General features: G+C 57.7%; 14 protein-coding genes and 1 pseudogene. 6 read left to right on the forward strand and 9 right to left on the reverse strand.

All coding sequences use genetic code 11. The features are described 5' to 3' along the window. The first annotated feature begins 11 nt into the window (after window positions 1-11). Window positions 12-674, forward strand: a complete 663-nt coding sequence (gene fsa / locus ABTW00_RS22845) for a fructose-6-phosphate aldolase (RefSeq protein ID WP_064540336.1) — start codon at window positions 12-14, stop codon at window positions 672-674. A gap of 11 nt (window positions 675-685) precedes the next feature. Further along, complete coding sequence (gene gldA, locus ABTW00_RS22850) at window positions 686-1,789, forward strand: bifunctional L-1,2-propanediol dehydrogenase/glycerol dehydrogenase (RefSeq protein WP_064540339.1); 1,104 nt, start codon at window positions 686-688, stop codon at window positions 1,787-1,789. 65 nt (window positions 1,790-1,854) lie between these two features. Here the strand turns inward: gldA and katG are convergent, their stop codons facing one another. From katG to metF, 3 genes are all read right to left on the reverse strand, one after another. Then, window positions 1,855-4,029, reverse strand: coding sequence for a catalase/peroxidase HPI (gene katG / locus ABTW00_RS22855; protein WP_433637799.1), 2,175 nt, complete (start codon window positions 4,027-4,029; stop codon window positions 1,855-1,857). A gap of 226 nt (window positions 4,030-4,255) precedes the next feature. Further along, on the reverse strand, window positions 4,256-5,161 hold the full coding sequence (locus ABTW00_RS22860; protein WP_433637801.1) for a DMT family transporter: 906 nt from the start codon (window positions 5,159-5,161) through the stop codon (window positions 4,256-4,258). 140 nt (window positions 5,162-5,301) lie between these two features. Further along, on the reverse strand, window positions 5,302-6,189 hold the full coding sequence (gene metF / locus ABTW00_RS22865) for a methylenetetrahydrofolate reductase (RefSeq protein WP_065357278.1): 888 nt from the start codon (window positions 6,187-6,189) through the stop codon (window positions 5,302-5,304). A 467-nt stretch (window positions 6,190-6,656) separates the two neighbouring features. Between metF and ABTW00_RS22870 the strand changes: the two genes are divergently transcribed. Next, entirely contained in the window at window positions 6,657-8,156 is a 1,500-nt protein-coding gene (locus ABTW00_RS22870) for a PTS transporter subunit EIIC (protein ID WP_064540348.1), read from the forward strand. A gap of 89 nt (window positions 8,157-8,245) precedes the next feature. Continuing rightward, window positions 8,246-9,262, forward strand: a complete 1,017-nt coding sequence (gene malI, locus ABTW00_RS22875; RefSeq protein ID WP_065357279.1) for a Mal regulon transcriptional regulator MalI — start codon at window positions 8,246-8,248, stop codon at window positions 9,260-9,262. Here malI and ABTW00_RS22880 read toward each other — a convergent pair. Beyond that, window positions 9,235-10,143, reverse strand: a complete 909-nt coding sequence (locus tag ABTW00_RS22880; RefSeq protein WP_433637804.1) for a LysR family transcriptional regulator — start codon at window positions 10,141-10,143, stop codon at window positions 9,235-9,237. The genes malI and ABTW00_RS22880 overlap by 28 nt on opposite strands. An 88-nt stretch (window positions 10,144-10,231) precedes the next feature. Between ABTW00_RS22880 and ABTW00_RS22885 the strand changes: the two genes are divergently transcribed. Further along, window positions 10,232-10,603, forward strand: a complete 372-nt coding sequence (locus ABTW00_RS22885; RefSeq protein ID WP_064540526.1) for a carboxymuconolactone decarboxylase family protein — start codon at window positions 10,232-10,234, stop codon at window positions 10,601-10,603. Here ABTW00_RS22885 and ABTW00_RS22890 read toward each other — a convergent pair. The 3 genes and pseudogenes from ABTW00_RS22890 to metB all read right to left on the reverse strand — a co-directional run. Continuing rightward, window positions 10,560-10,682: pseudogene (locus tag ABTW00_RS22890) on the reverse strand (hypothetical protein); the annotation flags it as partial. The gene ABTW00_RS22885 and the pseudogene ABTW00_RS22890 sit on opposite strands and share 44 nt — an antisense overlap. A 6-nt stretch (window positions 10,683-10,688) precedes the next feature. After that, the gene (locus tag ABTW00_RS22895; RefSeq protein ID WP_065357281.1) at window positions 10,689-13,121 is read right to left on the reverse strand and encodes a bifunctional aspartate kinase/homoserine dehydrogenase II; all 2,433 of its coding nucleotides are present in this window, start codon (window positions 13,119-13,121) and stop codon (window positions 10,689-10,691) included. A 2-nt stretch (window positions 13,122-13,123) separates the two neighbouring features. Continuing rightward, a complete protein-coding gene (metB, locus tag ABTW00_RS22900; RefSeq protein WP_064540359.1) occupies window positions 13,124-14,284 on the reverse strand; it encodes a cystathionine gamma-synthase in 1,161 nt (386 codons plus the stop codon). Between the two features lie 259 nt (window positions 14,285-14,543). Between metB and metJ the strand changes: the two genes are divergently transcribed. After that, window positions 14,544-14,861 carry a met regulon transcriptional regulator MetJ gene (gene metJ, locus ABTW00_RS22905; protein ID WP_012907792.1) on the forward strand — a complete coding sequence of 106 codons (318 nt, stop codon included), beginning with the start codon at window positions 14,544-14,546 and terminating at the stop codon, window positions 14,859-14,861. 58 nt (window positions 14,862-14,919) lie between these two features. Here metJ and ABTW00_RS22910 read toward each other — a convergent pair whose 3' ends face one another. Both ABTW00_RS22910 and ABTW00_RS22915 read right to left on the reverse strand, forming a co-directional pair. Then, complete coding sequence (locus ABTW00_RS22910) at window positions 14,920-15,864, reverse strand: aminoimidazole riboside kinase (RefSeq protein ID WP_433641118.1); 945 nt, start codon at window positions 15,862-15,864, stop codon at window positions 14,920-14,922. Between the two features lie 17 nt (window positions 15,865-15,881). After that, window positions 15,882-17,318 carry a glycoside hydrolase family 32 protein gene (locus ABTW00_RS22915; RefSeq protein ID WP_433637808.1) on the reverse strand — a complete coding sequence of 479 codons (1,437 nt, stop codon included), beginning with the start codon at window positions 17,316-17,318 and terminating at the stop codon, window positions 15,882-15,884. Window positions 17,319-17,331: the final 13 nt, after the last annotated feature.

A 17,331-nucleotide genomic window follows, 5' to 3' on the forward strand; every position in this document is an offset into this window, starting at 1 on the left:
GAGGAAAGAGCATGGAACTGTATCTGGATACCGCCAATGTGCAGGAAGTTGAACGTCTGGCGCGCATCTTCCCGATTGCCGGCGTGACCACTAACCCGAGTATTGTCGCCGCCAGCCGCGAGTCTATCTGGGATGTGCTGCCGCGCCTGAAAAAAGCGATGGGCGAACACGGCACGCTGTTTGCCCAAACCATGAGCCGCACGGCGGAGGGCATGGTTGCCGACGCATGTCGCCTGAACGAGGCCGTTCCCGGCATCGTGGTGAAAGTTCCCGTCACCGCCGAAGGGCTGGCTGCGATCAAACTATTGAAAAAACAAGGTATACCGACGCTGGGTACTGCAGTTTACAGCGCGTCGCAGGGGCTGCTCGCTGCTCTGGCCGGAGCCGAATACGTCGCGCCATACGTTAACCGCGTGGATGCTCAAGGTGGCGACGGTATCCGCATGGTGCAGGAATTGCAAACGCTGCTGGAACTGCACGCACCACAGAGTAAAGTACTGGCCGCCAGCTTCAAAACCCCACGTCAGGCGCTGGACTGTTTATTGGCGGGATGTGAAGCCATCACCCTTCCTTTAGATGTAGCGCAACAAATGCTCGGCACGCCCGCTGTAGAGTCAGCTATAGAGAAGTTTGAGCAAGACTGGAAAAACGCATTTGGTAATCTGAACCTGTAAGGGAGAAATGTATGGATCGCATTATTCAATCACCAGGTAAGTATATTCAGGGCGCTGACGTCATCACTCGCCTGGGTGATTACTTAAAACCGATGGCAAATAGCTGGCTGGTCGTCGGCGATAAGTTCGTACTGGGATTTGCCGAAGAGACGCTGCGCAAGAGCCTGACCGGCGCAGGTCTGTCCGTTGAAATCGCGCCGTTTGGCGGCGAGTGCTCACAGAATGAAGTCAACCGTCTGCAGGACGTCGCGACCAGTGCAAAATGCAGCGCCATTTTAGGTATCGGCGGCGGGAAAACGCTGGATACCGCGAAAGCGCTGGCCCACTTTATGAATTTACCGGTGGCAATCGTGCCCACCATCGCCTCTACCGACGCGCCGTGCAGTGCGCTCTCCGTGTTGTACACCGATGATGGTGAATTCGACCGCTACCTGATGCTGCCGCATAACCCCAACATGGTTATCGTCGACACCAAAATCGTCGCAGGCGCGCCGGCACGTCTGCTGGCCGCCGGGATTGGCGATGCGCTGGCCACCTGGTTTGAAGCCCGCGCCTGTTCACGCAGCGGCGCCACTACCATGGCGGGTGGTAAATGCACTCAGGCGGCGCTGGCGCTGGCTGAACTGTGCTACAACACGCTGATTGAAGAAGGTGAGAAAGCGATGCTGGCCGCTGAGCAGCATGTGGTTACCCCAGCGCTGGAGCGCGTGATTGAAGCCAATACCTATCTCAGCGGCGTTGGTTTTGAAAGCGGCGGTCTGGCCGCGGCGCACGCCATCCACAACGGTATGACGGCCATTCCTGACGCACACCATTTCTACCACGGCGAAAAAGTCGCCTTCGGTACGCTGACTCAACTGGTGCTGGAAAACGCGTCGGTGGAAGAAATTGAGACCGTTGCCGCGCTGTGCCACAGCGTGGGTCTGCCGATCACCCTCGCGCAGCTGGATATTAAAGAAGATATTCCGGCGAAAATGCGCCTGGTGGCGGAAGCGGCCTGTGCCGAAGGGGAAACCATTCACAACATGCCTGGCGGCGCGGAGCCTGACCGCGTTTACGCAGCGCTGCTGGTCGCTGACCAGTATGGGCAGCGTTTCCTGCACGAGTGGGAGTAACCCCCTCACCCCACCAACAAAAATCCCCGCTTTCGCGGGGATTTTTTTATACCGTCAAACCAGCCTTACAGCAGGTCGAAACGGTCCAGGTTCATCACTTTCACCCAAGCCGCGACGAAGTCCTTCACAAACTTCTCTTTCGCATCGCTGGAAGCATAAACCTCCGCCAGCGCGCGCAGTACGGCGTTGGAACCGAACACCAGATCGGCGCGCGTTGCGGTATATTTCACCTCACCGCTCACACGGTCATGGCCTTCAAACAGCTCAGCCGTTTCGTCCGTTGCCTTCCATTCGGTGCGCATATCCAGCAGATTGACGAAGAAGTCGGTGGTCAGCGCGCCGACGTTGTCGGTCAATACACCGTAGTTGCTGCCGTCGAAGTTCGCCCCCAGTACACGCATCCCGCCGACCAGTACGGTCAGTTCCGGTGCGGTCAGCGTCAGCAACTGTGCTTTATCAATCAGCAGAGACTCGGTGGTCGCTTCACCCGGCGCCGCACGATAGTTACGGAAACCATCGGCAACCGGCTTGAGCAGTTCGAACATCTCGATATCGGTCTGATCCTGACGCGCATCAACGCGGCCCGGAGTGAACGGCACGGAGATGCTAACGCCAGCCGCTTTCGCCGCTTGCTCAACGCCCACCACGCCAGCCAGCACGATAATATCGGCCAGCGACGCCTTATGCGCCGATTTATAGATGCCTTCCAGTACCGGCAACACGCGCGCCGCCGTGACGTTAACATCCCAATCACGCTGCGGAGCCAGCGCCAGACGCGCGCCGTTCGCGCCGCCACGCTTGTCACCGCCGCGGAAGGTTGAGGCTGACGCCCATGCTACCGACACCAGTTCGCTCACCGTCAGACCGGAAGCGGCAATATCCGCTTTCAGACTGGCGATATCTTCTGCTGACGGATTGAAGAACGCGTGCGGCAACGGATCCTGCCAAATCAGATCTTCTTTCGGCACTTCCGGGCCAATGTAACGCGCTTTTGGCCCCATATCACGGTGGGTCAGTTTGAACCACGCACGGGCAAAGGCTTCGTTAAAGGCCTGCGGATCGTTAAGGAAGCGACGGGAAATTTTCTCGAAGTCCGGGTCGAAACGCAGCGTCAGGTCGGTCACCAGCATCGTTGGCTTACGCTTTTTCGACGGGTCGAACGGATCCGGAATGATTTCCGGCGCGTCTACCGCTTCAAACTGGATAGCGCCAGCCGGGCTGCGGGTCTGTACCCATTCGTATTTGAACAGGTTCTCGAAGAAGTAGTTGCTCCACTGGGTCGGGGTCTGAGTCCATACCACTTCCAGACCAGAGGTAATCGCATCTTTACCGACGCCCGTGCCGAAATCGCTCTTCCAGCCAAGACCCTGGTTTTCAATCGGCGCCGCTTCCGGATCCGGACCGACATGCGTAGCCGGGCCCGCGCCGTGGGTTTTACCCAGCGTGTGACCACCGGCGATCAGGGCGACGGTTTCTTCGTCATCCATGCCCATGTTGCCGAAGGTGGCGCGAATCGCCGATGCCGCCGACAGCGGCTCACCGCTGGCGTTTGGCCCTTCCGGGTTAACGTAGATCAGGCCCATTTCAGTGGCCGCCAGCGGGCGTTTTGCCAGCTCTTCCGGGTCACGGTGCGCCAGCCAGGTTTTTTCATCACCCCAGTTCACGTCCTGATCCGGCTCCCACACGTCTTCACGCCCGGCGCCGAAACCAAAGGTACGGAAGCCCGAGTTTTCCAGCGCCACGTTACCCGCAAGAATATACAGGTCGGCCCAGGAAATTTTTTGGCCGTATTTCTGTTTGATGGGCCACAGCAGACGACGCGCCTTGTCCAGGCTCACGTTATCCGGCCAGGAGTTCAGCGGGGCAAAACGCTGTTGACCGCGACCCGCGCCACCGCGCCCATCGCTTGAGCGGTAGGTACCCGCACCGTGCCACGCCATGCGGATAAACAGCCCCACATAGCTACCCCAGTCGGCGGGCCACCAGGATTGTGAATCGGTTAACAGCGCGCGGATGTCCCCTTTCAGGGCGGAGTAATCTAATTTGCTGAATTCTTTACGATAGTCGAAATCCTCACCCAGCGGGTTGGATCGATTGGAATGCTGATTAAGTAGATCAACGCGCAGCTGTTTCGGCCACCAGTCTTTGCTACTGGTGCCGGCACCGGCGCTCTGGTCGTGGCCACCACCGTGGTGGAAAGGACATTTACCTGCGTTCTGGATATCGTCTGGCGTGCTCATCACTATGCTCCCTTACAGTATTTATCATTAAGATATACACCCCTGCTGATAAGTTATAGCTGAAATGACCCACGGATTTGATAGTTAATTCCTCTTATTTTTTCCTTGTCAGCGCGGAATTTTTGCGCAGGCCATACTTATCCTTGCATAGAAAGGGACACGATGACTGTGACCAGGGGGGAATTGGCAAGAAATTCCTTATAAAATATAAGGAATTTCTTATCTCTCATCGACTACGTTGAACCTGAGGGGCACGTTTTTTGAGACTGATCACCGCCAGGGCGCACACGATCAGTACGATACCGACGGTTTCTAATCCGTCCGGCTTTTCCCCCAGCAGCCACCAGGAGAACAGCACGCCAAACACCGGCACCGCCAGCGTACTCAGGCTGGCAATACCAGCAGGTAGGTTTCGCAACACATACAGCCACAGGCTCCAGGCCAGCGCCGTCGCCAGGATGGCGCTGTAGGCCAGCGCCCCGAAAACCGCGGGATGCCATTCAACCGGTTGCTGCGGCACCACTAGCGCCACGGCGCTCATGATCGCTGCGGCATAAAGCATTTGCCAGCTGGTGAGGGCCAACAGATCGAGCCCCGGATGACGTCGATACATACGTTTTGCGACGATGGCGCTCGCCCCCCAGCTGATGCCGGAGAGAATCGCTAACAACGCGCTTTTTAACGAAGAGAGGTCGAGCTGCCACGGCTGCATCACCAGACACAGTCCCACCGCCGCCACGCCAATCGCCGCGTACTGCAGACGCCGCATGCGTTCGCCAAGAAATAGCGCCGCCATAATCACCACCCAGAACGGCATGGTATAGGTCAGAATCGCCACTTTCCCGGCCCCGCCGCTCATCAGCGCCCACTGCGCGAGGCCTATCATGCCGCAGGTTTGCAGCAGCGCAATCGCCAGCGTGTAGCCAAACGGCGTTGGCCGCATACCGCGCCCGCGCAGGAGTAAAACGAGAAACAGCAGTAGCGCGCCGCAGATACAGCGTAGCGCGGTGAAGTCGAAGGCGCCGATGTAGAGCGTCACCTGTTTCATCGCAATCCAGCTGTAGCTCCAGATGAGCGTCAGCGCCAGCAGGCCAACAAGCGCCAGCGGATTGCTTTTCCCTTCGGTGGTCATGGTCAGTCCGTAACGGTGATGTGATAGCCGTTACTATACTGCGCAAAAGCCCTGCATAGACAGGGCTTTTGTCGGGAATTGCCTGGTCGCGCTGAGCTTACCAGGCCTACTCGCTATCGGAAGCGGGATATGGCAGACAATTATGCCGGACGCACGCCCAGCGTGTGGCAGATGGCGTAGCTCATTTCCGCACGGTTCAGCGTGTAGAAGTGGAAATCCTTCACCCCTTCACGGCTGAGAATTTTCACCATGTCCATCGCGATGCTGGCGCCCACCAGTTTGCGGGTTTCCGCATCATCGTCCAGCCCTTCAAACATGGTCGACATCCACGCCGGAATGCGGACGTTGGTCATATCGGCAAATTTTTTCGCCTGCTTGAAATTCGACACCGGCAGGATCCCCGGAATGATTTCAACATCAATCCCCGCAGAGACACAGCGGTCGCGGAAGCGCAGATAGCTTTCAACATCAAAGAAGAACTGGGTGATCGCGCGGTTCGCACCGGCATCCACTTTACGCTTCAGGTTGAGCAGGTCGGCCTGGGCGCTTTTTGCTTCCGGGTGTACTTCCGGATAGGCGGCGACGGAAATATCGAAATCCGCGACGTCTTTCAGCAAGGTCACCAGGTCGGCCGCATACATTTCCGGCTTGCCGCTGCCCGGCGGCAGGTCACCGCGCAGGGCCACAATGTGGCGAATACCGTTGTTCCAGTAATCCTGAGCAATCGCGCGCAGCTCGTCGCGGCTGGCGTCAATACAGGTCAGATGCGGTACCGCTTCCAGACCGGTGCGATCTTTAATGCCTTTAATGATGCTGTGCGTACGGTCACGTTCGCCGGAGTTGGCGCCATAGGTGACCGAAACAAATTTAGGCTTCAGGCTGCTCAGACGGTCGATAGAGTTCCACAGGGTTTGCTCCATTTCACTGGTGCGCGGCGGGAAAAACTCGAAAGAAACGTTAATCTGCCCCTGCACTTCGGCCAGACTCTGATTCAGCGCTTCCCGCTGGTTGGCGTGAAAAAAGCTCATACCTTACCTCTATCAATCGCATGTCATTATTGTTGTGTTGTAAACATCTATCCGTTTAGACGTCTGGATGTAAAAATGCCGCAAAAGACGACGGGCGTCAATAGAAAGATCGGCGTAAAAAGTGAGTAATCTTCAGCGAAGATGAAAAATATTCATCTGACGCGGCGGCGGCCATGACACTGGTAGCAATATAACCCTCACGGCCAGCCGACGTCTCTTCCGCGGCCTCGCCGGTACAATGCCCAAAACGATGAATCTATGCCCACACGACTCCCCACCCTCTAATACATTAAAGTGAGAACTACTTCTCAGTTCTCTCACTCTCCTGCGGCCCTGACAAAAATTCTATTGCAGACGTTAATGGCTTGTTTCACGATAAGTAGAACGTTCTACTATAACGTTATACCTAACATAAACAGGGTTATTAAAAGCACGCACGAAGAGGCGTCTATCCGGGGGAAATCAGTATGAGTCTGATATCGAGTGTCGTTAAATCGCTTTCTAAACTGTCGATGATTGGCCGCGCGTTAATGCTGCCCATCTCGCTACTGCCTGCGGCCGGTCTGCTGCTGGCATTCGGGGATAAATTCCACCTGCCGTTGATGATGAACGCAGGCGGCATTATTTTCGACAATCTGCCGATGCTGTTTGCTATCGGCTCCGCCGTCGGTCTGGCGTCCGAATCCGGCATCGCGGCGCTGTCCGCCGCGGTCTCCGTCTTTGTGACCAACATTACCATCAGTACCGTGCTCGGTATCACGCCGGAAATGGCGGGACAAGGTGGGAAATATGCGATGGTGGTCGGCATTCCGACTCTGCAAATGGGCGTCTTTGGCGGCCTGATTTGCGGTATCCTCGCCGCGTGGTGCTATAACCGCTTCCACAAAATGCAGCTGCCGGAGTTCCTTGGATTCTTCTCCGGCAAACGTTTTGTCGCCATTGCAACCGCCCTGCTGTCGTTTATTCTCGGGCTGCTTCTGCCGTACATCTGGCAGCACATTCAGGCAGGCATCGACGCGCTGTCGGTGGTGATCAACGGCGATAACCAGGCGGTATCGACCTTTATCTTCGGGCTGGTTGAGCGCGCGCTGATTCCACTGGGCTTGCACCACATCTGGTATCCGTCATTCTGGTACTCCTTCGGCGATTACACCACCCACGCAGGACAGGTGATTCACGGCGACCAAACCATCTGGTTCAAAATGCTGGAAGAAGGGGTGAAATCCTTCAGCAGCGACACTTACCAGAACGCCGGTAAGTTTATGCAGGGCGAGTTCCCGCTGATGCTGTTCGCGCTGCCTGCGGCGTGTCTGGCGATGTACCACGAAGCGCACACGAAAAATAAAAAAATCGCCGCCGGTATTCTGTTCTCCGCCGCGCTGACCTGTTTCCTCACCGGGATCACAGAGCCGGTTGAGTTCACCTTTATCTTCGTGGCGCCCATTCTCTACGTCTTCAACGCCATTATGGCGGGCCTCTCCTACATGGTGATGTACCTGCTGCACGCGCACATTGCCAAATCGTTCTCCGCCGGGCTTATCGACTACATTTCGTTTGGCATTCTGCCGTCGTTTAATGGCTATCAGACGAACTTCCTGAACGCGATTATCGTCGGCGTGCCGATGGGACTGATTTACTACTTCACCTTCCGTTTCGTGATTCGCCGTTTTGACATCAAAACGCCGGGCCGTACCGAAACCACGGTGAGCGCTAACGATAAAACCGATGAAGATCTGGCAACGGAAATTATCAGCCTGCTGGGCGGCGAGCAGAATATCGCCTCCGTGGGCTCGTGCATTACCCGTCTACGCCTGGAAGTGTCGGACAAAGGATCGGTGGATAAGGATGGTCTGAACAATATCGGTGCGCGCGGCGTCGTTTTCGTCGGTGATAACGGTATTCAGGTGATTTTTGGCGCCAGAGCGCAATTTATCGCGCAAACCATGTCGACGATGATTGGCAAATAATCATAAGATTGTCGCCGGTTGGAGGTCCCATCCCTGATGGGCACCTCCTTGTTTTCTGCGGATATTCACGATGGTCCAGGGAGCACTTTTTGAAGAAGGTCAGCATAATTGATGTCGCGAAGCGCGCGGGCGTCTCGGTTTCTACCGTGTCGCTGGTGCTACGTCAGAAAGGAAAAATCTCCGATGCGACCATCGAAAAAGTGCAGGCCGCCATCCACGAGCTGGGCTACGTCCACAACGTGGCCGCCGCCAACCTCCGGGCCAATACCTCCAATTTGATTGGCCTGATTCTGCGCGACTTTAGCGACAGCTTCTCCATCAAAGTGATGGCCAGCATCGTCCAGGAGCTGGAAGCGCAGGGTTACATGGTGTTCCTCGGCCAGCCGCTGAACGAGCATGAACATCTTGAGCGCTGTCTGCTATCGTTTAAACAGCAGGGCGTCGCGGGCGTTATCTATCTCGCATCGGATGTCCGTCGCGATACGCTGCCCGCACAAATTCGCCAATGCCCATTGCCGCTGGTCGTCGTCTCACAGTCTCCCATCAAAGAAAAGTGCAACCTGGTGATGCGTGATAACCAACAGGCGGCCAGTCTGGCCACCCGCTATCTGCTGGAGCGCGGCCACCGCTACATCGCCTACCTCGGCGGCCAGGAACACGATCTGATTCGCCAGCAGCGGCTGGTTGGTTTTCGCAGCACCCTCACCCGCCTCGGCATTGCGACTCGCGACGAATTCAGCCCTGCCTGCGGCGACGATACTTACGCCGCCAGCGTCGCGACGCGTCAGCTGCTGGAAAACAATAACGCCATTACCGCACTGCTATGTCATTCACCGGACGCGATGATCGGCTGTATCGATGGAATTCATAAGGTGGGGCGCACCGTAGGGAAAGATGTCTTTTTAACCCAGCAGGTGGCGCTGATTGGCTTTGAAGATATGTTGCACATCAACCTGACCTCGCCGTCATTTACCTACGTCTCCTCGGCCAGCGAAGAGACCGGGCGTCAGGCCGCGACGCTGATGATCCGTAAACTGCGCGAACCAACATTGCAAAATCAGGCGATTACGCTGTCGGGTCAACTGGTGCCGCGCGAGTCGGCCTGAACCATGTTCACCAGCCAATCCAGCCGCGCCGCGTTTTCCGGCGACGTCACGAGCCCGCACTGGACATACAGGGCGGCTTCATCAATGGGCCGAAAAATCACCCCCTGACGCTGGATCGCAGCAAACGATTCGGGAAACAAACTCAGCCCTTCACCACGAGCAATGCGCGCCAGCAGCACGTCGTGTTCCAGCGGCTCTTCAATACAGGCGGGCAGGTAACCCGCACGGCGGAAAATATCGCGAGTAAAGTCAAAGAAGGCGGGGTTACGCTCGCGCTTGAACCAGAATAACGGTCGATCGTTCAGCGCGCGGAGCATCAGCCTATCCTGCTTCGACTCGGGCCATTGTTCCGGCAACGCCGCAATCAGAGGCTCCTGTCGGCTAAGAGGCATCAAGTTTAACCCTGAGGTTTCCAGCGGCAGCGCCACCAGCGCAGCATCCAGTTTTCCCCGACGCACCTGACGCACCAGCTCTGGTGAACCGTGCCGCACAACGTGCAGCGTCTCCACCTGAGCCGCCAGCACGGTTTCCAGCGTAGCAAAAACGCCCTGCTCAAACGCGGTGGTCAATCCAATGCGGAGCGATGACGTGCCAGCCTGAGCGAGCCGGCTCAGGGCATCATAGGTTTCATCCTGCTTCGCCAGCAGTGGACGAATAATTGCCAGCACCTGCCGCCCTTCAGCCGTTAACGTCAGCCCTTTGGTATGCCGGACAAAAAGCGTTACCCCCAGCCGTTCTTCAAGCTGGCGAATGTGACGGCTCAGCGGCGGCTGCGACATATACAGCCTTTCCGCCGCACGACGCATATTGTTCTCTTCCGCCACCACGGCAAAGTAGCGTAGCAGTCGGATATCCAGAGCGTGCAAAGGGGATGAAGTCATACCGAAAAGGTATCACGGAATCGGTATTATCCAAATGATTCTGCGCGCTCTATCCTCTCGCCATACGCTAACAAACGAGGTGATGATGATGGATTCAGAACGCTATATAACCGGTCAGAAAATGCTGCAACAGGTTGATGGAAAAGGTGGTGAGGCCGTCGTGAATAGCCTGAAGGATATCGCACCGGACTTCGCTCGCTATCTGCTCGAGTTCCCGTTTGGCGATATTTATGCGCGCCCGGGGCTGGACCTGCGCAGCCGGGAAATCGCCACCGTCGCCGCGCTGACCGCCATGGGTAACGCCGCGCCGCAGCTCAAAGTGCATATCGCCGCTGCGCTGCACGTTGGCTTAACGCAGGAAGAGATCATTGAAGTGATTATGCAGATGGCGGTTTATGCGGGATTTCCGGCGGCGCTCAACGGCCTGTTCGCCGCAAAAGAGGTGTTTGGGAAGCGGTAACCGTGCCGGATGGCGGCATAAATGCCTTATCCGGCCTACCGAACGATGTAGGCCGGATAAGCGCAGCGCCATCCGGCAATCAGGACTACAGCAGTTGCGCCAGACGGTTAATATCCGACTGAATCGCACCGGCAGTCACGTCGCGGCCCGCCCCCGGCCCACGAATCACCAGCGGGTTATCGCGATACCAGCGGCTTTCAATGGCAAAGACGTTATCACACGGCAACAGCGAGGCCAGCGGATGTTCCTGACGCACCGCTTCGACGCCGACGCGCGCTTTGCCGTTGGCGTCGAAACGCGCCACGTAGCGCAGCACCAGTCCCATTTCCTGGGCGGCTTCCAGACGCTGCAGCATCTGCTCGTTCAGCTCATCGCCGTTCTCAAAGAAATGGTCGATTGAGCCTTCTTCACAGTGCGCCGGCACCAACGACTCCACGCGAACCTGGTCCGGCTCAATGTCATAGCCCGCCTCACGCGCCAGAATCACCAGCTTACGCATTACGTCTTTGCCGGAAAGGTCAACGCGCGGGTCCGGCTCGGTTAGCCCCTGCTGCCAGGCCTGATCGACAAGGTCGGTAAACGGCACGGTACCGTCAAACTGCAGGAACAGCCAGGAGAGCGTGCCGGAGAAGATACCGCTGATCGCCAGAATGCTGTCGCCGCTGTCAATCAGGTCGCGCACGGTATGGTTAACCGGCAGGCCCGCGCCGACGGTGGCGTTATACAGCCAGTGACGGCCGGTTTTTTCAAACGCGTCGTGAATCTGGCGATATTTATCGCTGCTGCTGGCCCCGGCCAGCTTGTTAGCGCTGATCACGTGGAAACCGTGGCTGGCAAAATCGAGATACTGATCGGCCAGCTGTTCGCTGGCGGTAACGTCCAGTACCACCAGGTCGTCGTACGGGTGAGCGCGCATCCACAGGAACAGCGACTCTTCGTCCTGCTCAACCGCTTCATCTTCAAAGAAAGCCAGCGCGCGGCTGGCATCCAGCCCGTCATAGCTCAGCAGGCTGCGGCGGCTATCCACCACGCCTGCCAGCACAAATTCAAAACCGGTGCGCGCCGAGAGCGTTGTTTGCTCACGAGCAAACAGTTCCAGCCAGCGAGAACCGATATTCCCTTTGCCGAACAGCACCAGGCCAATGCGTTTTTCCGCGCGGAAAATCGACTGGTGCAGACCCTGAATCAGGCTTTCCGTCGGGCCAGCACGCAGTACGGCGACCAGGCTGATCCCCTCTTCCGACTGCCAGGTAAATTCAACCGGCTGCCCCTTAAGCTGTTGCCAGAAACGGTGGCAGTGCAGCGGGTTACGCGTGACGCCCGCCCCGACCATCGCCACCAGCGCCAGCCCCTGACGCAGGCGTAGCTCGCCCGGCAAACCCGCTTCATCGAGAATTTTCAGCGCGCTGTCGACCACTTCCGAGGTATAGCAGAACTGCAGCAGACGATGGTCCGCGTGTACGCCGACCGCCAGCGGACGAATCTGCGCGCGTTTGAGTATCTGGTCGATCTCTTTATGCGCCAGCTTAAAGTCCTGGCTGGCGGGAACGCGGAATTCGATTAAACAGACATCATCATGGCTGGTGACAATCCGCGCGCCGGTACCGGAAGCCAGCACGCGCTCAATACGCGTGGACCCCTGATCCGGCGTGTAGCTACAGCGCAATTGCAGATCGATATCGCTGCCGGAAACCGGCTGTAAGGTACGCGCGTGCAGCACCGGGGCGGCCAGACGCGCCAGTTCACTGGCTTCATCCAGACGCAGCAGCGGCAGCAGGCAAGCATCTTTCACTTTACGCGGATCGGCGCTGTACACGCCCGCCACGTCGCTCCAGATGGTGACGCGGGAAACCCCCGCCAGGGCGCCAATCTGGGTGGCGGAATAGTCGGAACCGTTACGCCCCAGCAGCACGGTTTCACCCGCGTTGTTACGGCTGATAAACCCGGTCACCACCAGGCGTTTACCCGGATGCTGCGCCATCAACTGCTGTAACAGCGGGTATGACAATCCTTCATCCACCTGCGGCTGTGCGCTACGTTCGGCACGCAGGAACGCGCGAGCATCGAGCCAGGCAGCGTCCAGACCTTGCAGCTTGAGAACTTCCGCCATCAGGCGCGCCGACCACAGTTCACCGTGGCCGACCACTTCCGCGTACACCGCGTCGTTGACGCCGTTATCCAGCAGCCCGGCTAACCGCTCCAGGTCATGAATAAAGTCGGCAATCATGCCGTCGGCAACTTCGGCGGGCAGCAGGCCGCTAATCAGATCGGACTGATAGCGGCGCAGCGTCTGCTGGACCTGATGCGCAGAGAGGCGATCGGTCTGACTGAGCTTCAGCCAGTTGATCAGCTGGTTGGTGGTGCTACCGGCGGCGGAAACCACCATCATATCGCCCGGCTGAGAGTACTCCGCCATAATGCCGGCAACACGCAGGTAACACTTCACATCCGCCAGACTACTCCCACCAAATTTATGCAGCTGACGCTCTTTCGCCCCTGCCTGCGCAATCACACTCATATTTACCCCTGTGCTGCGACCCGGAATCCATTTTCCAGATCGGCAATTAAGTCTTCGCTATCTTCAATACCGGTTGAGATGCGTAATAGCGTCTCAGAAATTCCCGCAGCGGCGCGCGCTTCCGGCGCCATGCCCGCATGGGTCATGGTCGCCGCATGCGAGATCAGGCTCTCTACTCCGCCCAGCGATTCCGCCAGGGTGAACAACGACAGCCCGCTCAGGAAGCGGCGCAGCGTTTGCTCGTCGCCGTTTAGCTCGAAGCTGAGCATCGCGCCAAACCCTTTCTGCTGGCGCGCGGCAATTTCGTGGCCCTGGTTTTCCGGCAGAGAAGGATGATACAGCTTTTTCACCAGCGGTTGGGTTTTCAGGAAATCGACAATCGCATAGGCGTTACGCTGCGCCACTTCCATACGTGGAGAGAGCGTGCGCAGGCCGCGCAGCAACAGATAGCTGTCGAACGCGCTGCCGGTGACGCCGATATTATTCGCCCACCATGCCAGTTCTGTGACGGTATCCGGATCTTTAGCAATCACCACGCCCGCCACCACGTCGGAATGGCCGTTGAGGTATTTGGTGCAGGAGTGCAGCACCAGATCGGCGCCAAGCGCCAGCGGGTTTTGCAGCGCCGGGCTTAAGAAGGTGTTATCCACCACGCTCACCGCGCCCGCCTCACGTGCCAGCTGGCAGATTTTCGCAATATCGACCACGCGCAGCAGTGGGTTGCTCGGGCTTTCGACCAGCACCAGCTTCGGTTTTTCCGCCAGCGCCGCTTTTAAGGCTTCATCATTGCCCTGATCGACAAACAGCACGCGATAGCAGCCGCGTTTTGCCAGGCTATCAAACAGGCGGTAGCTGCCGCCGTAGCAGTCGTGCGGCGCCACCAGCAGATCGCCAGGTTTCAGGAAGACGGTGGTCACCAGGTGAATCGCCGACATACCCGTATTGGTCATCACGGCGCCCGCGCCGCCTTCCAGTTCAGCCAGCGCGCGCTGCACGACGTCACGCGTCGGGTTACCGCGACGCGAGTAGTCATGCGCACGCGGTTCGTTAAAACCGGTAAAGTTATAGGTACTGGAAAGATGAATCGGCGGGACAACACAACCATACTGCTCGTCGTCATTTAATCCGCTACGCACTGCGATGGTGGCCTGTTTACGGGTCATGAGGATTCGTTCCTGGCAAGGTCTGTGAAAAGTCAGACCCCAGAGTAAACATTGTTGACATAGCCGTCAATACATCTAGACATCTAAACCTCTTTGCGTATAGATTGAGCTATTGGCAAATAGCCGTTAAAATTATATGCATTAGCGCACATCTGCGAAGGCGAAGCGCGTGTCAGCGCAAGGCCACTACGGTACACTACGCGCGATCATGGCCCTGAACCGGCCTGTTAACTAATGACTAGAGGATTAAAGGTATCTCATGGCTGAATGGAGCGGCGAATATATCAGCCCATACGCTGAGCACGGTAAGAAGAGTGAGCAAGTAAAAAAAATTACGGTTTCCATTCCTCTGAAGGTGTTGAAGATCCTCACCGATGAACGCACGCGTCGTCAGGTGAACAACCTGCGTCACGCCACCAACAGCGAACTGCTGTGTGAAGCGTTCCTGCATGCTTTTACCGGTCAACCGTTGCCAAACGACGAAGACCTACGTAAAGAGCGCAGCGATGAAATTCCGGAAGCGGCAAAAGAAATTATGCGTGAGCTGGGGATTGACCCGGAGACGTGGGAATATTGAGTTGCTGAAGAAGCCGGGAAACGTTGACGTTTCCCGGCTTCTTTATTGTCCGCGAGCGTTACTTCACCTCGTACTCCGGCCATGGTCGCGCGGCAATAAACTGTGCCACCGCCTCGCGGTCGGGAATCGCCGAGAGCGCCCCTTTCTGCGTTGTCGCCAATGCGCCACAGGCGCTGGCCTGCGCCATCGCACCATGTAGCTGCGTGATATCGTCAGGCATCCCTTGCTGTGCAATGCTGGCGAGCAAGCCCGCCATAAAAGCATCACCCGCCCCTGTCGTATCAACACTGTCAACGACATAACCGCTGAAGTGCACAACGTTTCCCTGGTACAGGACCATCGCCCCTTGCGCGCCATAGGTCACCACTTTGAGCGCCGCCGGATAGGCCTCAAGCCCAGCAATGGCTTCGGCAAAGCTCTGGGATTGGGTTAACCAGTACCACTCCTCTTCCGAGAGCTTCAGGATATCGGCCTGGCGGGCAAAGTGGCGCACGGTTTCCAGCATGCTTTCGGGGTCAGGCCACATTTGTTCGCGCAGATTGACGTCAAAACTCAGCAGGCCACCCTGCTGTTTAATACGCGTCATTGCCTGCGCCAGCGTATCGCGGCAGGCCGGCGCCACCAGCGCCAGCGAGCAAAAGTGCAGGATATCCGCGTCAAACTCAGGGAGCGCCTGCGCCGACAAGAACTGATCGGCGGAGGGATTCACCAGGAAGGTGAAATCCCGTTCGCCGCCTTTACCGAGCGACACCACCACGGTGCTGGTTCGGTGCTGGCAGTCCAGCTCCATCGCCTGCGTGTTGACGCCGTACTCCCGCAGCGTCTGCTGCAAGAGATGGCCGAAAGGATCGTCACCCACCCGCCCAATAAAACCGCTGCGGCAACCTAATCGCGCGGCTCCCGCCGCGACGTTTACCGGCGCGCCGCCAGGGCAGGCTTCATAGCGCCTGTCGCCAATGGGAAGCAGGTCGGCCACCGCATCGCCTAGCGCCCAGATATTCATCATGCTTCGTCCTCCGGTTATTTATCTAAAGGCCAGTAGCCGCCGCTGTGCAGCGTGGCTCGACCATTGCTGGCGAACAGCATCAATTCACGCTGCCCTTCCAGCGGATAAATCCGGCTACTTAAACAGGCCTCACCGTCATTCACGAAAACTTCCACGGAGGAACGATCGATAAATATCCGCAGCGACAGGCGATCGCCCGCCGGTAACGCAACGCTGCGCGTACCTTCCAGCGCGAATTGCGGATAACGGCGCTCCAGCGTCAGCCGCTGTGCCTGAGTATCAACGGCGATCCGCAGGCCATCGCCTAACGCGAGGCCGTAGCTTTCCGCCGTCGCGTTTTTCATCGACCACACCAGTTCCAGCTCAATCGCCTCAGCTTCATCCACGATGTGTGAACGTTGATTGTGCAACTGCTGCGCCAGCAGCGGGTAATAGCTGCCGCGCAGCGTCGCGACCTCTTCGGCGGGTACCATCTGCAGGCGGTTATCTGCGCCAAGGCGAATTTCACGCGGCAGAGAGAGCATCCCCGCCCAGCCATCCTGCTGTTCCGGCATCGGCGACTCCCACATATCCAGCCAGCCGATCACGATGCGGCGACCATCCGGCGTCAGGAAACTCTGCGGGGCATAAAAGTCGTGGCCGTGATCCAGTTCGATAAACTCGCTTTGGGCGACAAACTGCTGTCCCGGCAGCCAGTCGCCAATCATGTAGCCGCTCTGGAACAAATTGCGGTGACGATAACCTTCCGCCGCCAGCCCCTGCGGTGAAAACATCAGTATCCGCTTCCCGTTGAGCATGAAGAAGTCCGGGCATTCCCACATATAGCCCATTCCTTCCTGCGCCTCGCCCAGAATGCCTTCTTCTTGCCACTGACGGAGATCGGCAGAGCTGTACAGGCGCACCTGTCCGGTATCGCCAACCCGCGAACCGACAATCAGGTACCAGGTATCGCCTTCACGCCAGACTTTCGGATCGCGGAAGTGATGCAGGCCCGCAGGCGTATCAATAATCTGCCCCTGACGTTCAAAATGAATCCCGTCGCGGCTGGTCGCCAGACACTGCACCTGGTAGAGATTATCGTCATTGCCCGGATCGCCATGAAACTTATGCCCGGTGTAGATCAGCGCCAGCGTATCGCCGTCCACCACCGCCGAGCCGGAGAAACATCCGTCCTTATCTTCCGGGCCTTCCGGCGCCAGCGCCACCGGCAGATGCTCCCAATGCACCAGGTCTTTACTCCGCGCATGCCCCCAGTGCATTGGCCCCCACTGGGTTGAGTAGGGATGATGCTGATAAAACGCATGGTACCAGCCGTCGAACCACACCAGTCCGTTAGGGTCATTCATCCACCCGGCGCGCGCGGCAAGGTGATAGCGCGGATACCAGCGCAGATTCAGCGTGGCGCTGCGTTTCTGGAGTTCCTGTTCAGCATCGGCAATTGAAAATGTCATATTCTTCACTCTT

Origin of the sequence: Kluyvera georgiana (assembly GCF_050990895.1) — a bacterium.
Classification (GTDB): domain Bacteria; phylum Pseudomonadota; class Gammaproteobacteria; order Enterobacterales; family Enterobacteriaceae; genus Kluyvera; species Kluyvera georgiana.